The following is a 26,373-nucleotide window of genomic DNA, read 5'->3' on the forward strand; positions in this document are numbered from 1 at the left end:
TCCGCATGCTACAGAGAGCGGGGAGCGCTGAGAACCCGTGCATGCGACCGATGAAAATCACCCCGGAGCTGCGGTCCCAACGGACGTGCCGCGCAGGCACGTCTTAGTAGATATCGCCGAGATGGTCGTCGATACAGGCCAGCCGAGTAACGGATGCGAGCGCGCGGCGACGCGGGCGAGGGCATCTAAGCTGGGTGGTTAAGCGAAGAGCTTTTACGGGCAGACTGCCTGTCTTGTGGCGCTTCGTCCCAGCTTGCAGGGACGGGCGCTTTTTTGGTGCCCAGAGGGCGTGCGCGCCCATGACAAGAAAGGGGTACCGTGGCAAACGAGTACAAGCAGACGATGAATCTGCCCAAGACCGGTTTTCCCATGCGTGCCGGTCTTTCCAAGTCCGAGCCCAAGCGACTCAAGGACTGGCAGGACAACAAGGTCTACGAGCAAGTTCTAAAGAAGAACAAGGGTCACAAGAAGTTCGTGCTGCACGACGGCCCTCCGTATGCCAACGGCCCGATCCACATCGGCCACGCCATGAACAAGATCTCTAAGGACATGATCAACCGTTACTGGATGATGCAGGGCTATGAGGTTCCCTATGTCCCCGGTTGGGACTGCCACGGTCAGCCGATTGAGCACAAGGTCGAGGAGAAGCTCGGCACCGAGAAGTTCAACCAGACCTCCACGGCTAAGATCCGCGAGCTTTGCAATAAGTTCGCTGTCGAGAACATCGAGCTGCAGAAGGCCGGCTTCCGTCGCCTGGGCGTGCTTGGCGACTGGGACAACCCGTATCTGACGCTCTATCACCAGCATGACGCCGCCGACATCGAGGTCTTCAAGGCCATGTTCGATAAGGGCATGATCTATCGCGGTCATAAGCCCGTCCACTGGTGCAAGCACTGCCACACCGCGCTGGCCGAGGCCGAGATCGAGTACTCCGACGAGACGAGCCCGTCCATCTTCGTGCGCTTTGAGATGACCACTAAGCCTGCCGGTCTCGAGAACTTCGACGGCCCGGTTGACTTCATCATCTGGACGACCACGCCGTGGACCATCCCCTCCGACCAGGCCGTTTCCCTTAAGCCCGGCGCCGCCTATGTTGCCGTTGAGCACGATGGCCGTGCCGAGGTTATGCTCGAGGACCTGGCTCCCAAGTGCTGTGAGGAGTTTGGCTGGGAGTACACCCCGGTCATGGTCGACGGTAAGCCCTATGTGGTTCCCGCTGAGACCTTCCACCACATCCACTACAAGCAGCCGATCTTTGACGGTGTCGAGGGCGTGGCACTGCTGGCCGATTACGTCGGCGTCGATGACGGTACCGGTATCGTCCACAACTCGCCCGGCCACGGCGTCGACGACTACTTCGCCTGCCTCAAGGAGGGCATCACCGATATCTGCATGCCGGTTGATGACGACGGTAAGTTCTACACCGGCGAGGAGTTTGGTACCGGTGGCCCCTTCAGCGGTATGGATACCGACGAGGCCAATCCGCACATCATCGAGTTCCTGCGCGAGCGCGGCACCCTGGTCCTCGAGAAGAAGATCACGCACAGCTATCCGCACTGCTGGCGCTGCAAGCACCCGGTGCTCTTCCGTGCTACCGACCAGTGGTTTGTCTCGATGGACAAGACCGGTTTGCGCGAGCAGGCTGGAAAAGAGATCCGCGAGAACGTCAAGTGGTATCCGGCCCACGCGGCCAACCGCATCGGTGCCATGGTCGAGCAGCGTCCCGACTGGTGCATCAGCCGTCAGCGCAACTGGGGCGTGCCTATCCCCAGCTACACCTGCGCCGACTGCGGCGAGAAGGTCATGAACGACGCCTCGCTCGACGCCGTCATCAAGCTCTTCCACGAGAAGGGCTCCGACGCCTGGTTCACCGACGCTCCCGAGAGCTACCTGGGCGAGGCCTGCGTCTGCCCCAAGTGCGGCGGCCATCACCTCAAGGCCGATAAGGACATCCTCGACGTGTGGTGGGATTCCGGCGTCTCCTGGAAGGCCGTCTGCGAGTATCGCCCCGAGCTTGAGTACCCGGCGGATGTGTACCTCGAGGGCTCCGACCAGCACCGCGGCTGGTTCCAGAGCTCGTTGCTCACCTCGGTGGGTGCCAACGGCCACGCCCCGTACAAGGCGGTCGTCTCGCAGGGCTTCACGCTCGATGGCCAGGGCCGCAAGATGTCCAAGTCGCTCGGCAACGTCATCGACCCCAACAAGGTCTGCGACGAGATGGGCGCCGATATCATCCGCCTGTGGGTCGCCTCGGTCGATACCAGCTCCGACGTCTCCATCGACCACGAGATCCTTGCTCGTACGTCCGATGCCTACCGTCGTTTCCGCAACACGCTGCGCTTCCTGCTCTCCGAGCTCGAGGGTCAGTTTGAGCCCGAGACCGACGGCGTCGCCTTTGCCGACCTGCTGCCGCTCGACAAGCTCATGGTTGCCCGTCTGACCCAGGTCCAGGCCGAGGTCGACGACGCCTACGCCAGCTACGAGTTCCCGCGCGCCTACCGTGCGCTCTACGACTTTGTGGTTACCGAGCTTTCCAACGTGTACCTCGACGCCCTGAAGGACCGTCTGTACTGCGACAAGCCCGGCTCGCTCGAGCGCCGCAGCGCCCAGACCGTGCTGGCCGAGCTCTTCTCGATGCTCATGCGCGACCTGCAGCCGATCCTGTCCTACACGGTCGACGAGGCCATGGCCTATGCGCCCGCCGGCTGCGTCGATCACCAGAAGTACGCCGCGCTGCTCGATTGGTACAAGTCGCCCATCACGGTCGACGAGGCCAATGAGTTCGAGGGCGTGCTTGAGGCCTCGCTCGAGCTCCGTAGCGCTGTGACCAAGGCCCTTGAGGATGCCCGCTCCGCCGGCACCTTCACCAAGAGCCAGCAGGTCCGCGTCAAGGCGGTCGTTCCCGCCGAGATGTATGCGCTGCTGACCGGCGACAAGGCCGTCGATCTGGCCGAGTTCTACATCGTCTCCGATGTTGAGCTGACCCAGGGCGAGGAGCTTTCCGTCGCTATTGAGGCCGCCGAGGGCGAGTGCTGCGACCGTTGCTGGAACTATCGCACCACCGTCGGCGAGTACAACGGTCACGCGCATATCTGCAAGCGCTGCGCGAATGCCTTGTAGTTACGCGGTTTTACCAAACCGCGTAACAGGTTGACGCTGCAAACCCGCCAGGGCGGCAATCTGCCTTTCAGCTTCGGCGGCATGACCAGAAGGTCTATGCCGCCTTGCTTCAAGGCACCTTGCTCGCTCTGGCGGGTTTTCGCTCATATGACCCAATCCGCTGTTAGTCTTTTTGGGACGGGGCTTTTTTAGCTGCCCTACCTCAAATAAGGACTTAATCTTCGAAAGCGCTGGACTGGGTAGCTAAAAAAGCCCCGTCCCAAAAAGACTGCCAAAAAGACTACCCGGTGAAGGGACAAGGGGACAGCCCCTTTGTCGCATTGGTGGATATGTCGTGCGTTCTGCGTATGGCAATATAAGATGGTTATTTGCGTTATATGGAATTCGATTGTTTTGAGGGTAGGGGATTTCTTTGGGTCGTGGTGCGGATATGACGCCGCCTTTGCGTTGGCGGTTGGGTGTTGCTGGTGGGGTGGCGCTCTTTGTGTTGCTTGTTGACCAGCTGACCAAGCTTGCGGTTCGTGCCGTGGGCGACACCCTGCATATGACTGTTATCCCCGGCGTGATCGATTTTGTGTTTGTCCGCAATATCGGAGCTGCCTTTAGCATGGGCGAGGGCCATGGCATAGCGTTTGCCGTGCTGGCGCTTGCGGCCATTGCCGCCATTGCCGTGTACTTGCTCCGTGCTCCTCAGCTCGCTCGCCTAGAGGTCGTGGGTATGGCCATGGTTGCGGGCGGCGCCATCGGCAACGCGATCGATCGCCTGGCCATGGGCTTTGTGACTGATTTTATTGCCACTACCTTCATTGATTTCCCCGTCTTTAACGTGGCCGATATCGGCATTACCGCCGGTGTCGTGCTGGCGCTCATCGGATACATGTTCTTGAGTCCCGCCGCTCGCGAGGTCGATGCGACCGCCGAGCTCAACGCCCGTGACGAGGCCCGCGCCAAACGTAAAGCTAAGCAGCGTGGGGAGCGTGCCCGCAAGATTCGCGAAAGGAATGAGCGCTAATGGCCGACATCCATATTCTCGTTGCCGACGATTGCGCCGGTCAACGTCTCGACGCCTATCTGGGCGCCAACGATGGCTGTCCCACGCGCTCTGCCTGCGCGCATCTGATCGAGGGAGGCGCCGTTGCCGTCAACGGCGAGACCTGCCTATCTAAAAAGTATGCCGTACGCTCCGGTGACCGCATCTCGGTCGACCTGCCCGAGCCGCATGACCCGACCGACGTGATCCCCGAGGCCATCCCGCTCGACATTCGCTACGAGGACGACTATCTCATGGTGCTCTCCAAGCAGCGCGGCCTAGTGTGCCATCCTGCGCATGGTCATGAGAGCGGCACCCTTGCGAATGCTCTGGTCTATCACTGCGGCATCGACCATCTTGGCACCGTGCAGGGCGAGGACCGCCCCGGCATCGTGCATCGTCTGGATCGCGATACCTCGGGCCTTATGCTCGCGGCTAAAGACGACGACACCCAGCGTGCGCTTCAAAATCTCATCCGCACGCGCACGCTCGACCGTCGCTACATTACGCTCGTTCATGGGCACATTGCCATGGACGAGGGCACTATCAATACTGGTATCGCTCGCTCCACGCGCGACCGCGTGAAGATGGCGGTTTCCGATGACCCCTTTGCGCGCCAGGCCATCACGACCTTTAAGGTCCTTGAGCGCTTTGATTCCACGCGCTTCGACGACGGCTACACGCTTGTCGAGTGTCACCTGTTTACCGGCCGCACGCATCAGATTCGCGTGCACATGCGCCATATCAACCACGCCTGCGTGGGCGATCCACTCTATGGTAAGTGCGATGCTCGTGCCGATCAGGGTTTGACCAGGCAGTTCCTGCATTCCTGGCGTGTGGCGTTCGATCATCCCGTGACGGGGGAGCACATCGAGTGCCGTGACGAGCTGCCATGGGATCTTGCGGCGGTTCTGGATGATCTGGCCCCGCGTTCGCTTGGTCGCACTGCCGCTGGCAACGAAATCGTCCCTCAGCTCGGTCTGCTCGAGGCCTAGCCAGTATTAGGTGGTTTCTTGAACTCCGTAAGCCTGCGGTAAGATATACGGTTGTTTACGTCACGCGTTCCTGGGAGCCTGCATGCTCGCCTTTTTACAAACCAACACACCTATCGTGATCTTCAACCAGATTGTCGTCACGCTGCTTACGGTCTGTTTTCTGTACCAGGTGGTCTTCTTTGTCATCGGCGCTCTTCGTGGTGAGGTCGCGCCTCCCAAGGCCAAGAAGCTCCATCGTTATGCCTTCTTTATCGCGGCGCATAACGAGGAGGCCGTGATCGCCAACCTCGTGCGCTCCATTAAGGACCAAGATTATCCGTCCGAGCTTATCGAGGTCTTCGTGGTCGCCGATGCCTGCACCGACAACACGGCGCAGCTCGCGCGCGAGGCGGGCGCCGTCGTCTATGAGCGCAATGACTTGGCCCGTAAAGGCAAGAGCTGGGTCATGGACTATGGCTTCGACCGCATCCTTAACGAGTATCCCGATACGTTTGAAGGCTACTTTATCTTCGATGCCGATAACGTTATCGCCCGCGATTACGTGTCCAAGATGAACGATGCTTTTGACCAGGGCTTTCATGTTGTTACGAGCTATCGCAATTCCAAGAACTTTGGCAGCTCGTGGATCTCGGCAGCTAATGCCACGTGGTATCTGCGTGAGGCGCGCTTTCTCAACAACGCGCGCAACATCTGTAAGACGTCTTGCGCCGTTTCGGGTTCGGGCTACCTCATCTCCGCCAGCGTTATCGAGGGTATGCACGGCTGGCAGTTCCATACGCTGACCGAGGATATTCAGTTCACCACGTTCTGTGCCATTCACGGCATTCGCATTGGCTATGCGCCGGCGGAGTTCTTTGACGAACAGCCCGTGACGTTTAAGGCATCCTGGAAACAGCGTATGCGTTGGACCAAGGGCTTCTACCAGGTGTTCTTTACGTACGGTAAGCACCTGGTAAAATCGACCTTCCGCTATCATCGCTTTGCCGCCTACGACATGTTTATGACGATCGCACCGGGCATGCTGCTCTCTCTGATCTCGATGCTCGCTAATGCGACGTTCCTCATCGTGGGCGGCCTTTCGCACGGTTTCTTGGCTACCGAAGTCGAGATGCAGGCGTGTGCCGCTTCGCTCATTATGACCTTCGCTATGATGTATCAGACTTTCTTTATCCTGGCGCTGCTCACGACTATCTTTGAATACAAGCATATTCACTGCGCGCAAAAGTGGCGTCTGGTAACCAACCTGTTTACCTTCCCGATCTTTATGTTCAGCTATATCCCCATTACGGTGGCAGCGCTGTTCTTGAAGGTTGACTGGGTGCCGACGCAGCACGCCGTAAGCGTTACCCTCGACGAGGTCATGCAGGGCGCCAAATAACCACCATCAAAACCACCACAAAGGGGATAGAACCTTTGCGGTGGTTTTTACGTTTGAGCGCTCAGTTGAGGGGTTTCGATGTTCTATATCCCGTTTTGGATTTGCATCTTTGCCGGCGCGGCGATTGATGCCCGCGAGCGGCGGTTTCCCAATGAGCTTGCCGGCGCGTGTGCGGTGGCGGCGTTTGCAGGCGTCTGGCTCGACAAGGGCGTTAACATGGCGCTTGACCACGCCGGTCTTGCGGTCATCGTCTACCTTGCCCTTGTGCTTACTGAGTCACTCTGGCGTCGCCTTCGCCATGCCCCCGGCATTGGCATGGGGGATGCCAAGGCGCTCTTTGCCCTTTGCACCTTCGATCCCCTGGGCGGCGTCGTCGCGTTTGCGGTTGCGCTCCTGACCCTTGCCGCCGCCTGTCTCATCGTAAAATCGCGCTCGCTGCCTTTGCTGCCGTTTTTGGTGCCAATATTTGCCATAATCGAGTTCGTGGGTAGTACGCTGTAACCGTTTGCGCGCCCTTTTTAAGGAGCATGCCATGGCAATCAATCAACAGACAGCCGCCATCAAGGCGCGCCTGGATCGCATTCCCGCGGCGTTGTCGCCCGAGCTGGTCGAGCGCATTGCCGCCGACCGCGCCTCGGGTGTCGTTAATCCCTATCGATGCGGTGACGACCAGGCCATCCGCCGTGTCGATCGGGCCGCAGACGAGGGCACGCTTATGCGTCCGGCCTTTATGCGCGATATCGAAAAGATTCTGCATCTGCCAGCATACACACGTTATGCAGGCAAAACGCAGGTCTTCAGTTTTCGCAGCAACGACGATCTGTCGCGCCGCGGCCTGCACGTGCAGCTTGTCTCGCGCATCGCTCGCGATATCGGGCGTGCTCTGGGGCTCAACTGCGATCTGATCGAGGCGATTGGCTTGGGCCACGACTTGGGCCACACACCCTTTGGCCATGCCGGCGAACGTTTCCTCAACGATATCTATCACGAGCGCACGGGGCGTTATTTTTTCCATAATGTGCAGTCGGTCCGCGTGCTCGACGCGCTGTACGGCCGCAACGTGTCGCTCCAGACGCTCGATGGCGTACTGTGCCACAACGGCGAGTACGAACAGCGTGTTTTTGAGCTTTCGGACATGGGTTCCTTTAACCAGTTCGACCGAACCGTCGAGGAATGCATTGCCACGGGTTATAGCGCAATTGAGCACCTGCGCCCCATGACGCTCGAGGGCTGCGTGGTTCGCATCTCGGATATCCTTGCCTACGTTGGGCGCGATCGCCAAGACGCCATTGCGGCGGGCCTGCTGTCACCCGACGCCTTTGACGATGACCTGGGCGGTGCATACAACAGCTGGATCCTTACGCATGCCTCTATCGATATCGTCGAGCACAGCTATGGCAAGCCGCGCATCGAGATGAGCGAGGACCTGTTTGAGGAGATCCGCCGGGCCAAGCGCGAGAACTACGAGAAGATCTATAGCAAGGGCGGCATAGAAGGCGACTCCGAAGCGGAGCTGCGCGAGGCCTTCGAAAAGCTCTATGACCGTTGCCTGCGGGATATAAACGAAGGCGACGAGTCCTCGTATATCTTTAAGCACCACATTTCTCGCATTGAGCAGCAGCTTTCCTACTACGATCGCACCTATGCATGGCAGGACGATAAGGACCAGACGGTCGTGGATTACATTGCGAGCATGACGGACGGTTATTTCTGCGAGCTCACGAGCAAGCTGTTCCCGGGATTGATGTTTCCGCACCGTACCTATATTAACGAACGGTAGTTCGTATATATTCGGTATACTGTTCATGGAAAACGTTTTTGATTGATGCACGGGATGGCTATGGACGACCTTTTTTCTGCTTCGACGCGTGAGCGTTCCTTTCAGAATGCGCCGCTTGCGGTGCGCATGCGGCCCAATTCGCTCGACGAGTACGTGGGCCAGCAAAAGGCCGTCGGTAAGGGCTCGTGGTTGCGTGCCGCGATTGAGCATGACGTGCTGTCGAGTGTGATTTTGTATGGGCCGGCCGGTACGGGCAAGACGACACTGGCCCACATTATCGCCAACCATACCAAGAGCGAGTTTGTCGAGGTCAGCGCCGTGACGGGCACTGTGAAGGACCTGCGCCGCGTGATTGACGAGGCCAAGACGCGCCTGAATACGTACGACCGTCGCACCATTCTTTTCATCGACGAGATTCACCGCTTCTCCAAGTCGCAGCAGGATGCCCTGCTGCATGCGGTTGAGAACCGTACCGTCATTATGATTGGCGCCACGACGGAGAATCCGTACTTCGAGGTCAACTCGGCGTTGCTCTCGCGCGGTCGCGTGGTGGAACTTGAACATTTAAAGGACGAGGATATCGCCACGCTTATCGAGCGTGCGCTCGAGGCGCCGCAGGGTTTGAACGGCAAGTTCTCGGCCGATGAGGATACGGTTAAGACCATCTGCGCGCTGGCTGCGGGTGACGCTCGCTCGGCACTCACGACGCTCGAGCTTGCGAGCGAGATTGCCGTCACGCGTCCCGATACCGAGGGAACGCCAGCGCCGGCGGCGGGGGAGCGTTATTCCATTACCGTGGATGACGTAAAGATTGCCAATCCGCGCCGTGGTTTTTCGTATGACAAAAACGGCGACATGCACTATGACATCATCAGCGCGTTTATTAAGTCTATGCGCGGCAGCGACCCCGATGCCACGATCTATTGGCTCGCGCGCATGATCGATGCGGGGGAGGATCCTAAGTTTATCGCTCGCCGTATTATGATTCAGGCTTCTGAGGATGTTGGCAACGCCGACCCGCAGGCGCTATTGGTGGCGCATGCCGCGTTTAAGTCTGCCGAGGTCATCGGTTATCCCGAGTGCCGCATTAACCTGGCTCAGGCTGCACTCTATGTGTGCTTGGCGCCAAAATCCAACGCGTGTGAGGCCTCGATTGATGCGGCGTTGGCCGATATTCATTCAAGTGGGCTGCGCGAGGTGCCGAGCTATCTACGCGATCGTCATCGCCCGGGCAGCGACGAATACGGTGTGTATAAGTATCCGCATGATTATCCCGAAGGCTGGGTCGATCAACGCTATTTGCCCGAGGGGCTTGAGCGCGGTGCGTTTTGGCAGCCTGCCGGCCGCGGCTGGGAAGAGTGGCGTGTAGAGCAAAGCGAGCGCGACCGTAGCGGGAATGCACCGAAGTAGCTGCTGGTAATTTTGTCTCACGTTGCTGCTCTTGGCATGTTCGGTCCCCTTTGGGGTACCATGAACAGCGTCTGTATTTCGATTCCTTCGGGAGGCTTGTATGAGTCCCATCCAAATCGCCCTGCTGCTGCTCGCCGTTGCCGGCGTGTGGGCTGTCATCGAGCTCGCGCTCACGCTGCGAAAGACCCGCACTGTCGTTGATTCGCTCGACAAGACGGTGAGCGACCTTAACAACACCATTGCCGAGGCTCAGCCCGTGGTAGCAAAGCTCGATGGCGCCGTCGATGAGCTCACCCCCGCGCTGGCGCAGGTTGAGCCGCTCCTCAAGTCGAGTAAGACCGCCGTCGACGCCCTTACCTCCAATCTCGTAGAGGTCGAAGCCGTGGTTCGCGACATTTCCGAGGTTACGGGCAGCATGGCCGAGGCCAGCAATGCCGTGTCGAGCGTGACCGACTCTGCGGCCGGTGCCGTTCAGAAACTCTTTAACAAGGTGAAGGCTCCCGCGGTCGAGGCCGAGCGCAATCTTTCCGCTGCCGCCGAAGCCGAGCAGCCGACCGAGCGTGTCCTGATTGGCGAAGCCGGGGACGATGCCGCTGCTGGTGACGATGATGCACAGAAGCCTGCTGCTAAAGCAGCCCGGTATTACACCTACACGCCCGCCGAGACCTCCGAGGAGTCCTGCGATGAGTAGTGAAGCAACTTGCTCTATCACGCTGACTGTTGCCGGGGATCCGCGTCTGGCACGCCTGGTACGCATGACGGCGGCTAATGTCGGCGCGCTGTGTTCCATGTCCGTCGATCGCATCGAGGACATTCGTATGGCTGCCGAGGAGGCCTTCATCTTTGGCTGCACGGCCGTTGATTCTGACGTTATCTCGATCAAATTCGATGTCGATGAGTCTCACGTGGGCATGACCTTCACCTTTGGCGACCAGGCGACTGTCGATGAGGATGACCAGGCCGCCGTATATGCCGAGCTCATTCTGGCAAGCGTGTGCGATTCCTACGAAAAGACTGCGGCGCCTCTGACGCTTTCCCTCGATCTCAAGGCGGATATCTAATATGACCGAACGTTCCCGGAGCGGTAAGACCGCTTGGGACAAGGAGAAAACCCGCGAGCTGTTTCGTCGCTACAAAGAGACCGGTGATCCGGACGCCCGCGAGCAGCTCGTCATGTCCCATATGAACCTGGTAAGGTTTCTTGCCAACAAATTTAAGAATCGCGGCGAGCCGCTTGACGACCTCATGCAGGTCGGCTATCTGGGTTTGCTCAAGGCTATCGACCGCTTTGACCCCGAGCGCGGACTTGAGTTCACCACGTTTGCCACGCCCACCATCTTGGGTGAGATCAAGCGTCACTTCCGCGACAAGGGTTGGAGTGTGCGCGTTCCGCGTCGCCTACAGGAGCTCTCTGCCAAGGTTAACCAGGCCACCGACAAGCTCACTAACGAGCTGCAGCGCTCGCCTAAGGTTGAGGAAATCGCTGAGTACCTAGACGTGACCGTAGACGAGGTGCTGGAGGCCATGGAATCGTCCTCGGCCTATACCTCGGTGCCCATCGAGGCCCCCGGTGCGTCCGATTCTGACGACGCGCCTTCAATTCTCGACCGTTACGCCGACGACGACAACGAGCTCGACTTTACCGATGACCGCCTGGTGATTGAGGAGGCCATCCGCGATTTCTCGCCGCGCGAGCGCGAGGTTATCGAGCTGCGTTTCGTAAAGGGCATGACCCAGATCGAGATCGCCAAGAAGCTGGGCATCTCGCAGGTGCAGGTCTCGCGCCTGCTGCGCCGTACCCTTAAGAAGGTTCAGGACAAGATCGACCCCGACGGAGTGATGGTTCGTTCATGAGTGAACACCCCCAACAAATCGATCGCGCGCTGCGCGATACCCGTATTCTGACGCTTCGCATTTGGGCCGTCGTCGGCTGCATTGTCATCGCCGCCGTCATCTTTAACCTTATGGGTATCTTGGCGCCGGTTATCGAGTTTCTAGCTGTCGGTTCCATCATCGCTTTTGTGATGTCGCCGATCACTAACTGGCTCGAGCATCACGGCGTCAACCGTGGCATTGGTTCGCTTATCGCGCTGATCGTGGTCGTTGCTGTGCTCGTCGGTGTCGTTTGCATCTTGTCGCCGATTCTCTTTGGCCAGATCATGGAAGTCTTGAGCCGCCTGCCTGAGCAGCTTCGTGTTGCTGGCGGTGATCTCAACGAGATGGTCTCGCATGCCAAGACGCTCAACAACACGCCGCTCAAAGAGTATCTGGACGATAATCTTTCTTCGCTGGTTACCGTGGCGTCCAAGTATGTATCTCAGATTGCCGCCGAGCTTGGTCGCGGTGTATTCCCGTTCATTACCAATACGGCCTCGCAGCTGTTCGTCATCTTCCTCGGTCTGGTGCTTGCCTATTGGCTGGCCTGCGACTATCCCCGTATGCACCACGAGGTCTGCACCATCATCGGGCAGGAAAAGGAGACCTCGTACCGCTTTATGGTTGCGATTCTTTCGCGCTCGGTCGGCGGTTATATGCGTGGCATGGTCGTGACGTCCATCTGCGGTGGCATCCTCGCCTTTATCGGCTTTACGCTCATTGGCCATCCCTACGCGGCACTCATGGCCATCTTTACGGGCATTATGCACTTGGTTCCTGTTGTCGGTCCCTGGGTGAGCGCGGCGATCGCCACGGTGCTCGGCTTTATGTTCAGCCCGATGCTGGCTTTGTGGACTTTGGTCGTGACCATGGTGGCGCAAAATGTCACTGACAACGTCATTTCGCCTAAGGTCATGCAGAGCTCGGTCCAGGTGCATCCCATCATGAGCCTGACGGCCCTCGTTATCGGTTCGGCGCTTATGGGCGCCATCGGCATGGTCATCGCCATTCCGCTGTGCGCGGCCCTCAAGGGCATTTTCGTCTACTACTTTGAGAACGAGACCGGCCGTCAGCTCGTGGCATACGACGGCGCCGTGTTTAAGGGCACGCCCTATCGCGATACCGAGGGCAACCCGGTTGCCGCCTATGACGCGCTTGGAGACGATACGTTCATCTATGAGTCCGAGCTCATCGGTAACGAGACTGCGCCCGAGGCCCAGGCCATGCCCAAACCCGAGCTCGATAACCCCTGGATCAAGCTCTCGGGCCTTCAGCCCGATGCTACGGGCTTTTTCAAGAATCCCTTCGCCAAAGATGACGATTCCAACTCGGACGACGATACCAATACCGGCATCGACGGTTCCATGGACGATGATGAGCAGTAAGCCATTTCAAGTTCAAGTTCATAGGCAATAACGTGCAAATTCGCTGGAGGGTCGCTGTTTGGCGACCCTCTTTTTTGCACTTGCGCGGTGGGATGGTAATATCGTTACGTTTGAACTGTTTCGATGTGAAACCGAGGAGATTCCCTCTATGAGTGCTGACTACCCGTCAATGACTACGGCTGAGATTCGCTCTAAGTTCCTCAACTTCTTTGAGGAGCGCGGTCTTAAGCTCTATCCTTCTTCGTCCCTCGTCCCCGACGATCCTTCGCTGCTGCTTGCCAACGCCGGCATGAACCAGTTTAAGGAGTATTACCAGGGCAAGAAGACCATGAAGGAGATCGGCGCTATCTCCTGCCAGAAGTGCGTCCGCACCAACGACATCGACTGCATCGGCGAGGATGGCCGTCACCTGTCCTTCTTTGAGATGCTCGGCGACTTCTCCTTTGGCGGCGTCTCCAAGCAGCAGGCCTGCGCTTGGGCCTTTGAGCTCATCACCAAGGAGTTCAAGCTGCCGCTCGACCGCCTGTACTTCACCGTCTTTACCGAGGACGACGAGACCCATGACGTGTGGCGCTCTCTGGGCGTTGCCGAGGATCACATCTCGCGTCTGGGCGAGGACGACAACTTCTGGGCCGCCGGCCCCACCGGCCCCTGCGGTCCGTGCTCCGAGATCTACTTTGACATGGGCGAGGAGGTCGGCTGCGGCAGCCCCGACTGCAAGCCCGGCTGCGACTGCGACCGCTTCCTGGAGTTCTGGAACCTCGTCTTTACCCAGTACGACCGCCAGGAGGACGGCTCCATGCCGGAGCTGCCGCACCGCAACCTCGATACGGGCATGGGCCTGGAGCGCATGGCCGCTATCATGCAGCACAAGACCGCCAACTACGACGGCGATCTGATGCAGCACCTCATCAAGCTTGGCGAGGAGATCAGCGGCAAGACCTATGACGCCGACGATTACTCCGGTGCCAGCCGCTCGCTGCGTATCATCGCCGATCACTCCCGTGCCGTCGACTTCATGATCTCGGACGGCATCCTCCCCGGTAACGAGGGCCGCGAGTACGTCCTTCGCCGCCTGCTCCGCCGCGCCGTGTTCCACGGTCGCCTGCTGGGTATCGAGGGCGCCTTCCTGACCAAGTTCATCGACGAGGTCAACGCTCAGATGGGCGAGGCCTATCCCGAGCTGCTCAAGAACGTCGCGCTCGTCAAGGGTATCGTCGCTTCCGAGGAGGAGCGCTTCTCCACGACGCTCGACAACGGCCGCGTTTACCTGGACGAGGCCCTGGCCGCGCTCGCCGACGGCGCTGTCCTTCCGGGCGATGTTGCCTTTAAGCTGCATGACACCTTTGGTTTCCCCATCGACCTGACCGTCGAGATCGCCGGCACCGCTGGCCACGACGTCGACATGGACGGCTTTACCGCCTGCATGGAGGACCAGAAGGCCCGCGCCCGCGCCAATGCCAAGGGCGACGCCTGGGGCAGCTTCAACGACGTGTGGGTCGAGCTTTCCGACAAAGTTGCCGCGACCGAGTTCGACGGCTATGACAACGATGTGATCGAGGGTGCCAAGGTTGTTGCCATCGTGCGCAACGGCGAGTCCGTCGAGTCCGCTGCCGCCGGCGAGGACGTCGAGGTCGTGCTCGACCGCACTCCGTTCTATGCCGAGATGGGTGGCCAGCAGGGCGACGCCGGTAAGCTATCCGCCGAGGGCGTTACGCTGACGGTTTCCGATACCAAGAACCACAACGGCCTGTATGCCCACGTCGCCCACGTTGCCGAGGGCACGCTGACCGTCGGCGCTACCGTGACCGCCGCGCTCGACGCCGAGCGCCGTGGCTTCCTGCGCCGCAACCACACCGCCACGCACCTGCTCGACGCCGCCCTTAAGCAGGTCCTGGGCGAGCATGTCTCCCAGGCCGGCTCGCTGGTGACGCCCGAGCACCTGCGCTTTGACTTCACGCACTTTGAGGCCCTGTCTTCCGAGCAGCTCAAGGCTGTCGAGGACCTGGTCAACCAGCAGATCTTCGCTTCCAAGCCGGTCGTTACCCGCGTCATGGGCATCGACGAGGCCAAGGCCGCCGGCGCTGTCGCCCTCTTTGGCGAGAAGTACGGCGACGTTGTCCGCGTTGTCTCCGTGGGCGCCGAGGACCAGCCGTTCTCCCGTGAGCTTTGCGGTGGCACCCATGCCGCCAACACTGCCGAGATCGGCCTGTTCAAGATCATTTCCGAGTCCTCTACGGGCTCCAACGTCCGCCGTATCGAGGCCGTGACCTCTAAGGGCGCTCTCGATTACATGGCCGACCGCCTGGCACTCGTCGACGCCGCTGCCGCTGCGCTCAAGTGCCGTGTCGACGAGGTTCCCGCTCGTGTGGAGAACCTGCAGGCCGAGCTGCGCGAGACCGCCGGCAAGCTCAAGAAGGCGCTCACTGGTGGCTCCTCCGACGCCATTTCCAGTGCCATCGACGGCGCTGTCGAGCTCGACGGCTACAAGCTCGTCGTCGCTGAACTTCAGGGTCTCGAGGCCGCCGATTTGCGCAACGTCTGGGATACTGTGCACCAGAAGGTCGCTGGCCCTGTTGCCTGCGTCGTCGCCAGCGTGACCGAGAAGGGCACCCCGGCGCTGCTCGCCGCCGGCTCCGATGACGCCGTCAAGGCCGGTTTCCACGCCGGCAACGTGATCAAGCAGATCGCGGGCCTGGTCGATGGTCGCGGTGGCGGCCGTCCCAACATGGCCCAGGCCGGTGGCAAGAACGCCGCCGGTATCGCCGATGCCCTCGCGGCCGCTAAGACCGCGCTGGGCGCCTAAGAACCGAAGTAGTCGCTGTGGTCGCGCTCGCGCTGGACATAGGGGAGACCAGGATTGGCATTGCCGTCTCGAGCCGTGATGGCAAGATGGCGATGCCTGTCAAGGTACTCCCGGCCGCCGAGGTCACCGGTATGGCCAAGACGTTCCGTTACCTGGTCGAGGACTATGAGCCCGACATCCTGGTAAGCGGACGTCCCTTGACCATGGCCGGCGAGCCCGGCCCTCAAGCCGAGCGCGTTGCCGCCGTGGCACAAAAGATCGCCGACGAGCTCGATCTTCCGCTCGAGTTTGAGGATGAGCGTCTGTCCTCGCAAGAGGCAAAGCGTATCTTGCGCGAGCAGGGCCTCAACGAAAAGCAGATGAGGGGCAAGATTGACATGATTGCCGCCAGCCTGTTTTTGCAGACGTGGCTCGATCGTAAAAACGAGGAGGTTTCGCATGCCTAGCGCTTCCGATCCGCGCCAGCCGAATCGTACACGTCAGCCCGCGTCGCGCCCTGCCCAGCCTGGCCAGCGTCCGGCACAGCCGACGCAGCGCGCAGCTCAGCCTGGCGCGCGCCCGGTGCAGTCCTTCGCTCGTTCGGCCCAACCTGCTCAAAGGACGGGTCAGCAGCCTTCTGCTCGTTCGGTTCAGCATCCGGCTTCTCGCGCGGCTCAGCAGCCCACTGCTCGTACGGCCCAGCCTGCAGGCGGTACTCGCTTTAAGCAGCAGGCACCTGTCCGGCGAACGCAGGCCACCCAATCTCATTCGCATCATGCTCGCGGTTTGCATGGCGTTGCTCCGGCGACCCGCTCGAGCTACGACACGCGTGCTCGACGCGGTGCTCAAAAGAAGAGTTCTCCGGTTCCCATGATTATCGGCGTTGTGGTGGCGGTGCTCGCGCTTGCTGTGATCGCTTTCTTTGTCGTGCCGGCCGTCAAGGGCTTCTTTGCCGGTGAGGATACGAAGGTTACGGCTGGTCAGCAGGTTACGGTGACCATTCCCGACGGTGCTTCGGGCGACACCATCGCCTCGATCCTCTCCGAGAACCATATCGTCGAAAATCCCAAGGATTACTATGCGGCGGTCAAAAAGCTCAATGCCGATATGTCGCTCAAGCCTGGTACCTATTCGTTCACCACATTCATGGATGCGACCAAGGTTGTTCAGCAGCTCATGGAAGGCCCCAATGCGGGCTCCAATGCGCTTACTATTCCCGAGGGTCTAACGGTCGATCAAGTCGCCGACCGTGTGGCCCAGGCCTACGACAGCATCTCTAAGGAAGACTTCCTCAACCAGGCCAAGGCCTCCAACTACGTGGACGACTATAGCTTCCTTAAGGGCGCTGCCAACGATTCGCTCGAGGGTTTTCTGTTCCCCAAGACCTATTCGCTGGGCAAGGACCCGAGCGCCGATGACGTTATCCGCGCCATGCTCGATCAGTTCAACACCGAGTACAAGTCTCTCGATTTTGCCGGGTGCGAGGCCAAGATCAAAGAGCGTTACGGCGTGGAGATGTCCGATTACGACATCATCAATCTCGCTTCCATCGTTGAGCGCGAGGGTCTCAACGCCGAGCAGCGCGCACATGTCGCCTCGGTCTTCTACAACCGCCTTGCCGGCAAGCTCGACGGTCTGCGTTATCTTAACAGCGATGCGACCATGATGTATGTCACCGGTGGCGAGGTTTCCGCCGACGACCTGCAGAGCGATAGTCCGTACAACACCTATAAGCACGAGGGTCTGCCACCCACGCCCATCTGCTCCCCGTCGCTCGAGGCACTCAAGGCCACGCTTGAGCCGACCGACTCCGATGACCTGTATTTCTACATTACGCAGGACGAGGAGTACTTCTCGCAAACCTACGAAGAGCACCAACAGTCTTGGAATTAAACATGAGGATTTTCAGCCCCAAACGATATGTTGCATCCGTCGACCGCATCGACCTTGATACCCTGTGGGCCGACGGCAAACGCGCCATTCTGCTCGATCGCGATAACACCCTGGTGCCGCGCGACACCGAGCAGGTTCCCGCCGCGGTTTCCGCTTGGCTCGACGCCGCCCGCGCCAAAGGCTTTAAGCTGTGCATGGTGTCTAACAACTGGCATCGCGACCAGGTCATGAGCTCGGCACGCGAGTTGGGACTCGAGGCCATTAGCCACGCCATGAAGCCGGCTCCGTTTGCCCTCAAGGCGGGTCTTAAGCGCCTCGGCGCCACGGCCGACGAGGCGGTGCTGATCGGTGATCAGCTCTACACGGACGTGTGGAGCGGCAATTTCGCCGGCGTCGATACCATCCTGGTAAAGCCGCAGGCCACTCAGGACCTGTGGTATACGCAGATCTTCCGTATCTTTGAGCGCCGGGCCCTGCGCGACCTTCCCTGCGAGGAATAGGTCTCGCTATGTCCCAGCACACCAAACACGGCTGCGACCATATCTTCTTTATCGGCTTTTTGGGCGCGGGCAAATCGACGCTTGCGCGCAACGTGGGCACTATGTTCAAACGTCGCTTTATCGATACCGACCGCCTTGTCGTGCGTCGTTGCGGTAAATCGGTGACCGAGATTTTTGAGACCGAGGGGGAGGAACGTTTTCGTGAGCTCGAGACCTCGGCGCTCCGTTCGCTCCAAAGCGAGCGCAGCCTGCTGGTTTCCTGCGGCGGAGGTATCGTCGAGACTCCGGTGAATATTGAGCTTATGCACCAGATGGGTATCTGTGTGTATCTCGAAGGTGACTTTGAGGATTCGATTCGCCAGATTCGTCGGTCCGACACGCGTCCCGATTTCCGTTCGCCCGAGCATGCCGCGCGCCTGTTTGAGCATCGCCGTCCGCTATATCGCCAAGCCGCCGATATTACCCTTGATATTCGCAACAAGTCCTTCGAGGACGTTTCCTACCTTTGTGCCGAGATGCTTTTGGAGCGTGGGCTGCTATGATTCGCCGTCAACTGATCAATTTTCAAAACCGCAGTGTCGATGTCCGCGTCGGATTGGGCGCGTTCGAGGAGCTGTCGCGCATGTTTGCCTCGGCTGTGGGCAAGCCTAAGCGCGCGTTGGTGGTTTGGAACGACGCCACGTCAGAGCCTTTTGGCGAGGTCGTCGAGCATGCGCTGGTTGATGCCGGTTTTGTCGTGTCGCAGCTCCCACTCGAGGTTTCGCCTGCTGGTGCCACGCTGGCCGATGCCGATGCCATCTTTGGCGCCCTATCTGCCAACGGCATTACCTGCGACGATCTTGTTGTCGCCGTTGGCGATGCCGCAACCTGCTCGGTTGTTAGCTGGTGTGCTAATCAGTGGTGCGGTCGCACCGAGTGCGCCTTGCTGCCGACAACGTTCGACGCCATGCTCACGGTCGCGACGACCATGAAGCCGCTCGTCGCCTCGTCGTCGAATGCGCTTCCCGCTATCGCGTTCCGTCCCGAATCGGGCTTGGTCGTGTGTGATCTCGACCTTGTTCGCGGGGCGGACCCCGAGGATCTCAAGCTCGGCTATGTGGTGCTTGTTGGAACCATGCTTTCGAGCAGCAAGTCCCGCTGGAATCAGTTTACCGAGACTGTTCCCGAGATTCTTTCCGGCGAGGAGGTCGCGCTCGTCAATGCTGTGCAGTGGTCCCAGACCGCGCGCAAAGATGTGCTCATGGCCACGAACCCCAGTGCTCGCCATGCACTCGATTTTGGTAAGACAGGGGAGCGCACCCTTCGCGCCTGCCTGGGCGAGGCCGCGGCTAACGTTCCCGCATACCAGCTCCTTTCCGAGGGTATGCGCTTTGAGGCGCGCCTAGCACATGATGCCTGTGACTTCGATATCGACAATGTGTTTGATCTCGACGATTGCCTGGAGGACTTTGGCATCGAAGAGCTTGCCTTCGACTTGGAGCCCACCGCGTTTATCGAGGAGTTCCGCAAGCAGCAGTTTGCCCGCTCAAACCGCAGCATGCTGCCGCTGCCCGCGGCGCTCGGCGCCATTCGCCTGACAAATGTCGAGGACGAGATTCTCGAACGCCATGCGCAGGCGTATCTGGCTTCTCGCAAGGAACTTTTTTAACTTTATTGACATCCATCGTCTTTCGTATCATTTTGAGGGACGGGTTTTCAATCGGTTGCGAATCGCTTGTGGTTCGGCTATTCGTTTGAAGCCCGTCCTGCTCTTTTTGAGAACAATAAGAAAGGAATCTGAATGTCTGAGTTTGCTGCCGGTCCTGCCGGTCGTATCGAGCGTGTCCGTTCCCTGATGGTCGAGCGCGGCTACGATGCTATCGTCGTGCGCGACGAGGCCAACCTCCGTTGGCTCACGGGTGTGAAGGGCGTCTTCGATTACACCTTCGAGTTTCCGCACGCCGCATTTATTACGGCCGATCAGTGCCTGTTCCATACCGACTCGCGCTATCTCAACAGCTTTGAGGAGAACACGCCCGCCGGCAGCCCCTGGGTCTACGACATGGACGAGGGCACCATCCCCGGTTGGGTTGCCGGCAAGATCGCGGCCAACAAGTGTCGCGTCTGCGCCGTCGAGGATGACATGCAGATTAACTTTTACCAGGGTATTCAGCGTGGTCTTGAGGATCGCTCCGTCGCCTGCATGCTGCCGCTGATGCATGACGACATTCGTAAGATGCGCGCCATCAAGGATGCCGAGGAGATCGAGCTCATGCGACACGCGCAGTCGATCACCGATGCCGCCTTCCAGCACATGCTCGGCTTTATTAAGCCCGGTATGACCGAGAAGCAGGTCCGCAACGAGCTCGAGAACTTTATGTTCGCCAACGGTGCCGACAGCTTGGCCTTTGGCTCCATCGTCGCGAGCGGTCCCAACACCGCCAACCCGCATGCCGTCCCAAGCGACCGTGTCATCGAGAAGGGCGATTTCGTCCTCATGGATTATGGCGCGGGCTACTGCGACTATCGCTCCGATATGACGCGTACCGTCGTGATGGGCGAGCCCACGCAGGAACAGCTCGACCTGTACGAGCTCGTGCGCCGCACCCACGAGGAGTGCGTCGCCGCTATCCATCCGGGCGTCGAGGGTAACGATATCTTCAAGCTTTCCAAGAAGATCATCGGCGATGCCGGTTATGGCGATTACTACAACCATGGCCTGGGCCATGGTGTCGGTATCGACATCCACGAGCTGCCCAACTTCAACCGCAGCAAGAACATCATCGAGGTCGGCTCGGTTGTCACCATGGAGCCCGGCGTCTACCTGCCCGGCGTGGGCGGCGTGCGCTTGGAGGATTACGGTGTTGTCACCGAGAACGGCTATGAGCCCTTCACCAAGACCCCGCACGACTTGCACGTCATCGACTGCTAAGCCATTCAGTTCGATTTTGGAAGCGGGGCGTCCGAAATGATTCGGGCGCCCCGCGTTCTCTTTTTATGCGCTCGCCGCAGGCGCCGCCTGCAAGTGTATAATTTCGCTCGTATGTAATTTGGACGCTTGTGCGTTCTACCCATAACAAGAAAGGTCGCTATGCCTACCATTTCTACCGCCGACTTCAAGAACGGCCTCGGTCTCCGCATTAAGGACAAGGTCTACACCATCGTCGAGTTCCAGCACGTCAAGCCGGGCAAGGGCGGTGCTTTTGTGCGCTACAAGACCCGCGATATCAAGAGCGGTCGTGTCGTCGAGAACACCTGCAACGCCGGTACCAAGTTCGAGAGCGTCATGCTCACCACCCGTGAGTTCCAGTACCTCTACAACGACGGCGCCGACTACATCTTCATGGACAACGAGTCCTACGAGCAGGTTCCCGTTCCCGAGGACATGGTGGGCGAGAACTCCAAGTGGCTGCGCGAGAACGACACCTGCCAGTTGCTCTTCGCCGACGACGAGCTCATGGGCGTGACCCCGCCGATGTTCATCGAGACCACCATCGTCCAGACCGACCCGGGCTTTAAGGGCGACACCGTTCAGGGTTCCACCAAGCCGGCCACCATCGACACCGGTGCTGTCATCCAGGTCCCGATGTACCTCAACGAGGGCGAGGTCATCAAGGTTGACACCCGCGACGGCAAGTTCGTCTCCCGCGTCTAGCAACCAACTCTTCTAGGAGGACTCATGCCCCAGGAAATCAAGATTGACGGCATCGGTATTTCGCCCGATGTTCTGACCGCCATCGTCTCGCGCGCCGTCACGGATGTCGAGGGCATCGCCTCCGTGGGCGTCAAGGACCTTGCCACCAACCTTGTCTCCATGATGCTTTCGTCCAAGGCCCCGGCTTCCGAGCCGCCGGTAGAGGCCGAGGTCATCGGCGACAAGCTCGCACTCACCGTGCGCGTCGTGGTGTTCTTTGGCTATCCGTTCAAGAAACTCGCCGAGGCCGTTCGCTCCGCCGTGGTCGCAGCTATCGATGCCCAGGTAGGCGTCGAGGTCGAGCGCGTTGACGTTTGCATCGACGGCCTCGTTTTCCCCAAGGAGTAACCTTTGAGCCTTAAGGTTTATCGCGGGCGTACGCTTGCCCGCAGTCAAGCGCTGCAGCTACTGTTCCAGGCCGAGGCGACGGACAGCCCGCTCGAGCGCGTCCTCGAGGGCGATTTCCTGATCTCGAAGGGTCCCCTCGACCCCTACGCTCTGGAGCTGTGCCGCGGTGCCTACGAGTATATCGACCGCATCGACTGCGCCCTGCGCTCCATCGCCAAGAACTGGGATCTTATGCGCATGCCCGGCGCCGATCGCAATCTGCTGCGTATCGCCGTCTATGAGATGCGCTTCCTCACCGACGAGGAGGTCTCGGACGCCATCGTGATCAACGAGGCTGTAGAGCTTGCCAAGGCCTATGGCACCGACCAGTCCGCGTCGTTTGTCAATGGCGTGCTGGGCAAGATCGCGCGTAGCGAGGAGCTGCCGGGCGAGGACCTGTATCAGGAGCTGCTGGCCGAGGACCGCGCCCGCGAGGAGGCCCAGGCCGCCGAGGCTGCCGCCAAGGTTGCCGCCGCTCAGGCTGCGGCCGACGTTCTCGACGAGGGTGCCGATGTCGCCGAGGCCGAGAACGGTACCGTCGAGGAGTAGCCATGCCAGAGGGTTCCGTCCGCAACTTCGACGAGATCTCGGACCGCTTGGACCAGATCATCGCTACCGTTCGCTCCAAGGATACGTCCTTGGAGCGTTCGCTCGATTTGTTTGACGAGGCGATCGAACTTGGCTCCCGTGCGGTCGATATGGTCGACAAGTTTGAGTTGACGCCTCGTGAGGCCGATAAGCTCGAGCAGGAATACGATGAGGATGCGGCAAACGAATCCCAGGATAGCCAGGCCGCGTCTCCGGATACGAATGGTTGATGGCATTCATGAAACGCGTGCGTCTCGATGACGAACTGATTTCACAGGGCATCTGCGCCGACCGCGCGGATGCCCTTCGCACTCTTATGGCCGGCTTGGTCTCGAGTGGCGGCGAGCGTTTGACCTCGCCGGGCCTTAAGGTGGCGCCCGGTCTGCCCCTGCACGTGAAGGGCCGTATTCCCTACGTGGGGCGCGGCGGGCTCAAGCTCGAGGGCGCGCTCGATGCGTTTGGGATCGATCCCATGGGACTTGCTTGCCTCGATGTGGGCTGCTCCACGGGCGGCTTTACCGATTGCCTGCTCAAGCGTGGCGCCGCAACGGTCGTTTCGGTCGATGTGGGTCGCGCTCAGTTTGATTGGTCGCTGCGCCAAGACGAGCGGGTGAGGCTCCATGAGCGCACCAACGTGACACAACTGCCCGAGCTTGGCTACGGCGGCGCTATCGACTTGGCTGTCTGCGATGTGTCGTTTACGAGTATCGCGAATATCATCGACGCCGTGTTGGCGTGCCTGAAGCCTTCGGGTTCGTTCTGCACGCTCGTAAAGCCGCAGTTTGAGGCGCCGGCTGCGCTGGTGGGCGAGGGTGGTATCGTGACCGATCCCTCCGTCCGCCGCGATACGCTTGTGGCGGCGATTGAGCTCTTTGCCGCCAAGGGCCTGTTTCCGCTCGACGTGTGCGTGTCGCCCATCCATGGCGCCAAGGGCAACGTCGAATTTTTCCTGTACGGCACGAGGTTTGCCTCTGGCGAGCGTGCCGACGATGAGCTGCAATCACAGGTAACGGCTTTGAGCGAGAAAGCTGCAACGCTATGAAGGTCTTTCTGGTTCCCAATTACTACAAGCAAGAGGCGGTCGAGAGCGGCTTGATGCTCGAGCTTTGGCTTTCGCGCCAGGGCTACGAGGTCGCATGGGCTGCCGATCAGCGTTCCAAGATCCAGCGTGCGCCCGATGTTGACGATGCCGACCTGGTCATTACGCTCGGCGGCGACGGCACGCTGTTGCGTGCCGCCCGCATTCTCAACTACCGCGAGATCCCCATTCTGGGCCTTTCCTATGGTCATTTGGGTTTTTTGACGGCTGCGAGCCCCGAGGATCGCGATATTTTGCAGGTCGTGAGCGATGCCCTTTCCGGTGAGCTCCATGTGAGTCGCCGCGCCACCCTCGCCGCGGATATCGTTTCGGTGCGCGAAGATGGCACGAAGGATGTCGTGCGCACGTTTGCCCTTAACGATATGGCGCTTACGCGCGGGCCCCTGTCCGATATGGTTGAGTTCGACATCACGGTGTCTGGCCATCATATCGACCGCCTGCGCGGTGACGGCGTCGTCGTTTCGACAGCGACCGGTTCCACCGGCTACGCGCTTTCCGCCGGCGGCCCCATCGTCAGTCCCGATTACACGGGCATGGTTTGCGTGCCCATCGCCCCACATACCATTCAGGCTCGCGCCTTTTTGACCTCGCCAAGCGATGTCGTCGAGATTTTTATGTCCGATGACCGCCCGAGCGTGCCTGCGATCGCCATCGATGGACAGTTTATTGCCTGCGATGGCACGGTCGAGAGCGTGGCTGTGCGTCGCGGTCCCGGCGATGTTCTGCTGCTGGATTACGGCCCCGAGAGCTTCTATAACTCGGTGAGCCGCGTGTTCTACGGAGTGCGTCATGATCGATGAGCTGCAGGTTTCCAACATTGCCCTCATTCGCGAGGCGACGTTGGTTCCGAGCGCGGGCTTAACGGTTCTGACCGGAGAAACCGGCGCCGGTAAGACTGCGTTGCTCTCGGCGCTTAAGCTCATTCTGGGCGAGCGCGCGGATTCGTCGACGGTGCGCGAGGGCGAGACGCTTGCCAACGTCGAGGCGCGCCTGTTTGACGGCCCGCACGACACGGAGGGCTTCACCGTTCAGCGCAGCCTTTCTGCCGAGGGTCGCAGCCGCGTAAAAATTGACGGCCGCATCGCCAGCGTGCGTGAGCTTTCCGAGCGCGTCGGCGTGATGATGGATCTTTGCGGCCAGCACGAGCACCAGCGCCTGCTCGACCCTGCGCATCATGTTGCCATGGTCGATGCATGGGCGGGGCGCCCGGCGCTCGAGGCGCTCGATCGCTATCGTGCTTGCCTTAAGGCATCTCGCGCGGCTGCCAAAGAGGTCCGTCGCGTCGAAGAGGCCTCGCGTGCGCAGGGGAGTCGTGTCGAGGAAGCGCGCTTTGCCCTCGAGCGCATCGCCGAGGTCGACCCCAAGCCGGGTGAGTATGAGGAGCTCGAGGAGCTGCTGCCACGCTCCGAGCATGCCGAGGTGTTGGTGGCAACGGCCAACGATGCCCATGCGTCGCTTGCTGCCGAAGGGGGAGCACTCGATACCGTGAACAGTGCCGTCGCGGAGCTTTCGCGCATGGCTACTGTCGATCGCAAGTTGGGTGATATCGCCGATGCGCTTTCTGATGCCTGCATCTCGCTCGAGGATTGTGCCAACGAGCTGCGTGCCTATCGAGATGGGGTCGCCTTCGACCCGCGCGAGCTGGCTCGTATGCGCGAGCGGTATTCCGACCTTAAGGGACTTTTGCGTCAGTGGGGTCCCACCATGGACGACGTGTTTGCCATGCGCGATAGCTCGCGAGAGCTGTTGTCGCTGGTAGACGATGGTGATGAGCAGATCAAGAAGGCGCGCGAAGCGCTTGGCGCGGCAGAGCGCGAACTGTTCGCCGCCGCCAAGGCACTTAAGCGTGCACGCAATACGGCAGCCCCGCGCTTTTGTCACGAGGTTGGCCGTCAGATGGCGCGCCTGGAGATGGGCGGCGCCGAGCTCGTTTGGGACTCGCGCGATCTTCCGCGCGCCGAGTGGACGCCGGCGGGCCCTTCGAGCTACGAGCTTTTGTATCGTAGCGGTGCCGGATTGACGCCGCGCCCCCTGCGCCGCATTGCGTCTGGCGGCGAGCTGAGCCGTGTCATGTTGGCGAGCAAGGTTGTTTTGGGTAACGCGGACGGCGTGGATACGTTGGTGTTCGACGAGGTCGATGCCGGTGTTGGCGGCTCTACTGCACGCGCCCTTGCGAGCGTTCTGGCAGATCTTGCCGCAACGCATCAGGTGATTGTCGTAACGCACTTGGCGCAGGTCGCCGTCATGGCCGACAAACATTACGTGGTGAGCAAAGAGCCCGGCGACGTTCCCCAAACCCATCTGGATGAGGTGGCCGGGGACGCCCGTACCGCAGAGATCGCCCGCATGCTGAGCGGCGATCAATCGGAGGCAAGCTTGGCGCACGCTAAGCAGATGCTCGAGGAAGCGCGTGCTTAGGCCGAGCCGTTACATGTATGTTCGACCCGGCCGCCACGAAACCGGACCATCTACTAC

General features: G+C 60.1%; 25 protein-coding genes. All 25 read left to right on the top strand.

Annotation, left to right across the window (positions count from 1 at the left end; translation table 11 throughout):
- Positions 1 to 342: 342 nt before the first annotated feature.
- Positions 343 to 3,120, top strand: coding sequence for an isoleucine--tRNA ligase (gene ileS / locus ACTNDJ_RS03620; protein WP_441083362.1), 2,778 nt, complete (start codon positions 343 to 345; stop codon positions 3,118 to 3,120).
- Between the two features lie 430 nt (positions 3,121 to 3,550).
- Positions 3,551 to 4,132 carry a signal peptidase II gene (gene lspA / locus ACTNDJ_RS03625; RefSeq protein ID WP_427717279.1) on the top strand — a complete coding sequence of 194 codons (582 nt, stop codon included), beginning with the start codon at positions 3,551 to 3,553 and terminating at the stop codon, positions 4,130 to 4,132.
- Positions 4,132 to 5,145 (top strand): RluA family pseudouridine synthase, encoded by a 1,014-nt coding sequence (locus tag ACTNDJ_RS03630; RefSeq protein ID WP_441016312.1) that lies wholly within the window; start codon positions 4,132 to 4,134, stop codon positions 5,143 to 5,145. The genes lspA and ACTNDJ_RS03630 overlap by 1 nt, the downstream gene beginning before the upstream one ends.
- Before the next feature lie 82 nt (positions 5,146 to 5,227).
- Positions 5,228 to 6,523 carry a glycosyltransferase family 2 protein gene (locus ACTNDJ_RS03635; protein ID WP_154515488.1) on the top strand — a complete coding sequence of 432 codons (1,296 nt, stop codon included), beginning with the start codon at positions 5,228 to 5,230 and terminating at the stop codon, positions 6,521 to 6,523.
- A gap of 78 nt (positions 6,524 to 6,601) precedes the next feature.
- On the top strand, positions 6,602 to 7,024 hold the full coding sequence (locus tag ACTNDJ_RS03640) for a prepilin peptidase (protein ID WP_441041128.1): 423 nt from the start codon (positions 6,602 to 6,604) through the stop codon (positions 7,022 to 7,024).
- Between the two features lie 31 nt (positions 7,025 to 7,055).
- Positions 7,056 to 8,303 carry a deoxyguanosinetriphosphate triphosphohydrolase family protein gene (locus tag ACTNDJ_RS03645; RefSeq protein ID WP_441083345.1) on the top strand — a complete coding sequence of 416 codons (1,248 nt, stop codon included), beginning with the start codon at positions 7,056 to 7,058 and terminating at the stop codon, positions 8,301 to 8,303.
- A gap of 60 nt (positions 8,304 to 8,363) precedes the next feature.
- Entirely contained in the window at positions 8,364 to 9,713 is a 1,350-nt protein-coding gene (locus ACTNDJ_RS03650; protein ID WP_441041124.1) for a replication-associated recombination protein A, read from the top strand.
- Between the two features lie 100 nt (positions 9,714 to 9,813).
- Positions 9,814 to 10,404, top strand: coding sequence for a hypothetical protein (locus ACTNDJ_RS03655; RefSeq protein WP_441083346.1), 591 nt, complete (start codon positions 9,814 to 9,816; stop codon positions 10,402 to 10,404).
- Positions 10,397 to 10,774: an ATP-binding protein gene (locus tag ACTNDJ_RS03660; protein WP_154515503.1), complete on the top strand. Its 378-nt coding sequence runs from the start codon at positions 10,397 to 10,399 to the stop codon at positions 10,772 to 10,774. The genes ACTNDJ_RS03655 and ACTNDJ_RS03660 overlap by 8 nt, the downstream gene beginning before the upstream one ends.
- Before the next feature lies 1 nt (position 10,775).
- Positions 10,776 to 11,567, top strand: coding sequence for an RNA polymerase sigma factor SigF (locus ACTNDJ_RS03665; RefSeq protein ID WP_427717298.1), 792 nt, complete (start codon positions 10,776 to 10,778; stop codon positions 11,565 to 11,567).
- On the top strand, positions 11,564 to 12,973 hold the full coding sequence (locus ACTNDJ_RS03670) for an AI-2E family transporter (RefSeq protein ID WP_441083347.1): 1,410 nt from the start codon (positions 11,564 to 11,566) through the stop codon (positions 12,971 to 12,973). The genes ACTNDJ_RS03665 and ACTNDJ_RS03670 overlap by 4 nt, the downstream gene beginning before the upstream one ends.
- 148 nt (positions 12,974 to 13,121) lie before the next feature.
- Entirely contained in the window at positions 13,122 to 15,779 is a 2,658-nt protein-coding gene (gene alaS / locus ACTNDJ_RS03675) for an alanine--tRNA ligase (RefSeq protein WP_441083348.1), read from the top strand.
- A 17-nt stretch (positions 15,780 to 15,796) separates the two neighbouring features.
- On the top strand, positions 15,797 to 16,225 hold the full coding sequence (ruvX, locus tag ACTNDJ_RS03680; RefSeq protein WP_035138185.1) for a Holliday junction resolvase RuvX: 429 nt from the start codon (positions 15,797 to 15,799) through the stop codon (positions 16,223 to 16,225).
- Positions 16,218 to 17,651 carry an endolytic transglycosylase MltG gene (gene mltG / locus ACTNDJ_RS03685; protein ID WP_441083349.1) on the top strand — a complete coding sequence of 478 codons (1,434 nt, stop codon included), beginning with the start codon at positions 16,218 to 16,220 and terminating at the stop codon, positions 17,649 to 17,651. The genes ruvX and mltG overlap by 8 nt, the downstream gene beginning before the upstream one ends.
- 2 nt (positions 17,652 to 17,653) lie before the next feature.
- Entirely contained in the window at positions 17,654 to 18,151 is a 498-nt protein-coding gene (locus ACTNDJ_RS03690) for a YqeG family HAD IIIA-type phosphatase (RefSeq protein ID WP_117646451.1), read from the top strand.
- 8 nt (positions 18,152 to 18,159) lie between these two features.
- Entirely contained in the window at positions 18,160 to 18,693 is a 534-nt protein-coding gene (locus tag ACTNDJ_RS03695) for a shikimate kinase (protein WP_154515515.1), read from the top strand.
- Positions 18,690 to 19,799 (top strand): hypothetical protein, encoded by a 1,110-nt coding sequence (locus ACTNDJ_RS03700; RefSeq protein ID WP_441083350.1) that lies wholly within the window; start codon positions 18,690 to 18,692, stop codon positions 19,797 to 19,799. The genes ACTNDJ_RS03695 and ACTNDJ_RS03700 overlap by 4 nt, the downstream gene beginning before the upstream one ends.
- Before the next feature lie 132 nt (positions 19,800 to 19,931).
- On the top strand, positions 19,932 to 21,062 hold the full coding sequence (locus ACTNDJ_RS03705; protein ID WP_441083351.1) for a M24 family metallopeptidase: 1,131 nt from the start codon (positions 19,932 to 19,934) through the stop codon (positions 21,060 to 21,062).
- A gap of 159 nt (positions 21,063 to 21,221) precedes the next feature.
- A complete protein-coding gene (gene efp, locus ACTNDJ_RS03710; protein WP_154515524.1) occupies positions 21,222 to 21,785 on the top strand; it encodes an elongation factor P in 564 nt (187 codons plus the stop codon).
- 24 nt (positions 21,786 to 21,809) lie between these two features.
- Positions 21,810 to 22,172, top strand: a complete 363-nt coding sequence (locus ACTNDJ_RS03715; RefSeq protein WP_154515527.1) for an Asp23/Gls24 family envelope stress response protein — start codon at positions 21,810 to 21,812, stop codon at positions 22,170 to 22,172.
- Between the two features lie 3 nt (positions 22,173 to 22,175).
- Complete coding sequence (gene nusB, locus ACTNDJ_RS03720; RefSeq protein ID WP_441083352.1) at positions 22,176 to 22,760, top strand: transcription antitermination factor NusB; 585 nt, start codon at positions 22,176 to 22,178, stop codon at positions 22,758 to 22,760.
- A gap of 2 nt (positions 22,761 to 22,762) precedes the next feature.
- On the top strand, positions 22,763 to 23,029 hold the full coding sequence (locus ACTNDJ_RS03725; RefSeq protein ID WP_154515533.1) for an exodeoxyribonuclease VII small subunit: 267 nt from the start codon (positions 22,763 to 22,765) through the stop codon (positions 23,027 to 23,029).
- A gap of 8 nt (positions 23,030 to 23,037) precedes the next feature.
- A complete protein-coding gene (locus tag ACTNDJ_RS03730; protein ID WP_441083363.1) occupies positions 23,038 to 23,841 on the top strand; it encodes a TlyA family RNA methyltransferase in 804 nt (267 codons plus the stop codon).
- Positions 23,838 to 24,698, top strand: a complete 861-nt coding sequence (locus ACTNDJ_RS03735) for an NAD(+)/NADH kinase (protein WP_441083353.1) — start codon at positions 23,838 to 23,840, stop codon at positions 24,696 to 24,698. The genes ACTNDJ_RS03730 and ACTNDJ_RS03735 overlap by 4 nt, the downstream gene beginning before the upstream one ends.
- Positions 24,688 to 26,316: a DNA repair protein RecN gene (locus tag ACTNDJ_RS03740; protein WP_441083354.1), complete on the top strand. Its 1,629-nt coding sequence runs from the start codon at positions 24,688 to 24,690 to the stop codon at positions 26,314 to 26,316. Before ACTNDJ_RS03735 ends, ACTNDJ_RS03740 begins: the two co-directional genes overlap by 11 nt.
- Positions 26,317 to 26,373 lie beyond the last annotated feature (57 nt).

The organism is Collinsella sp. HCP3S3_D1 (genome assembly GCF_052064015.1).
GTDB lineage: Bacteria > Actinomycetota > Coriobacteriia > Coriobacteriales > Coriobacteriaceae > Collinsella.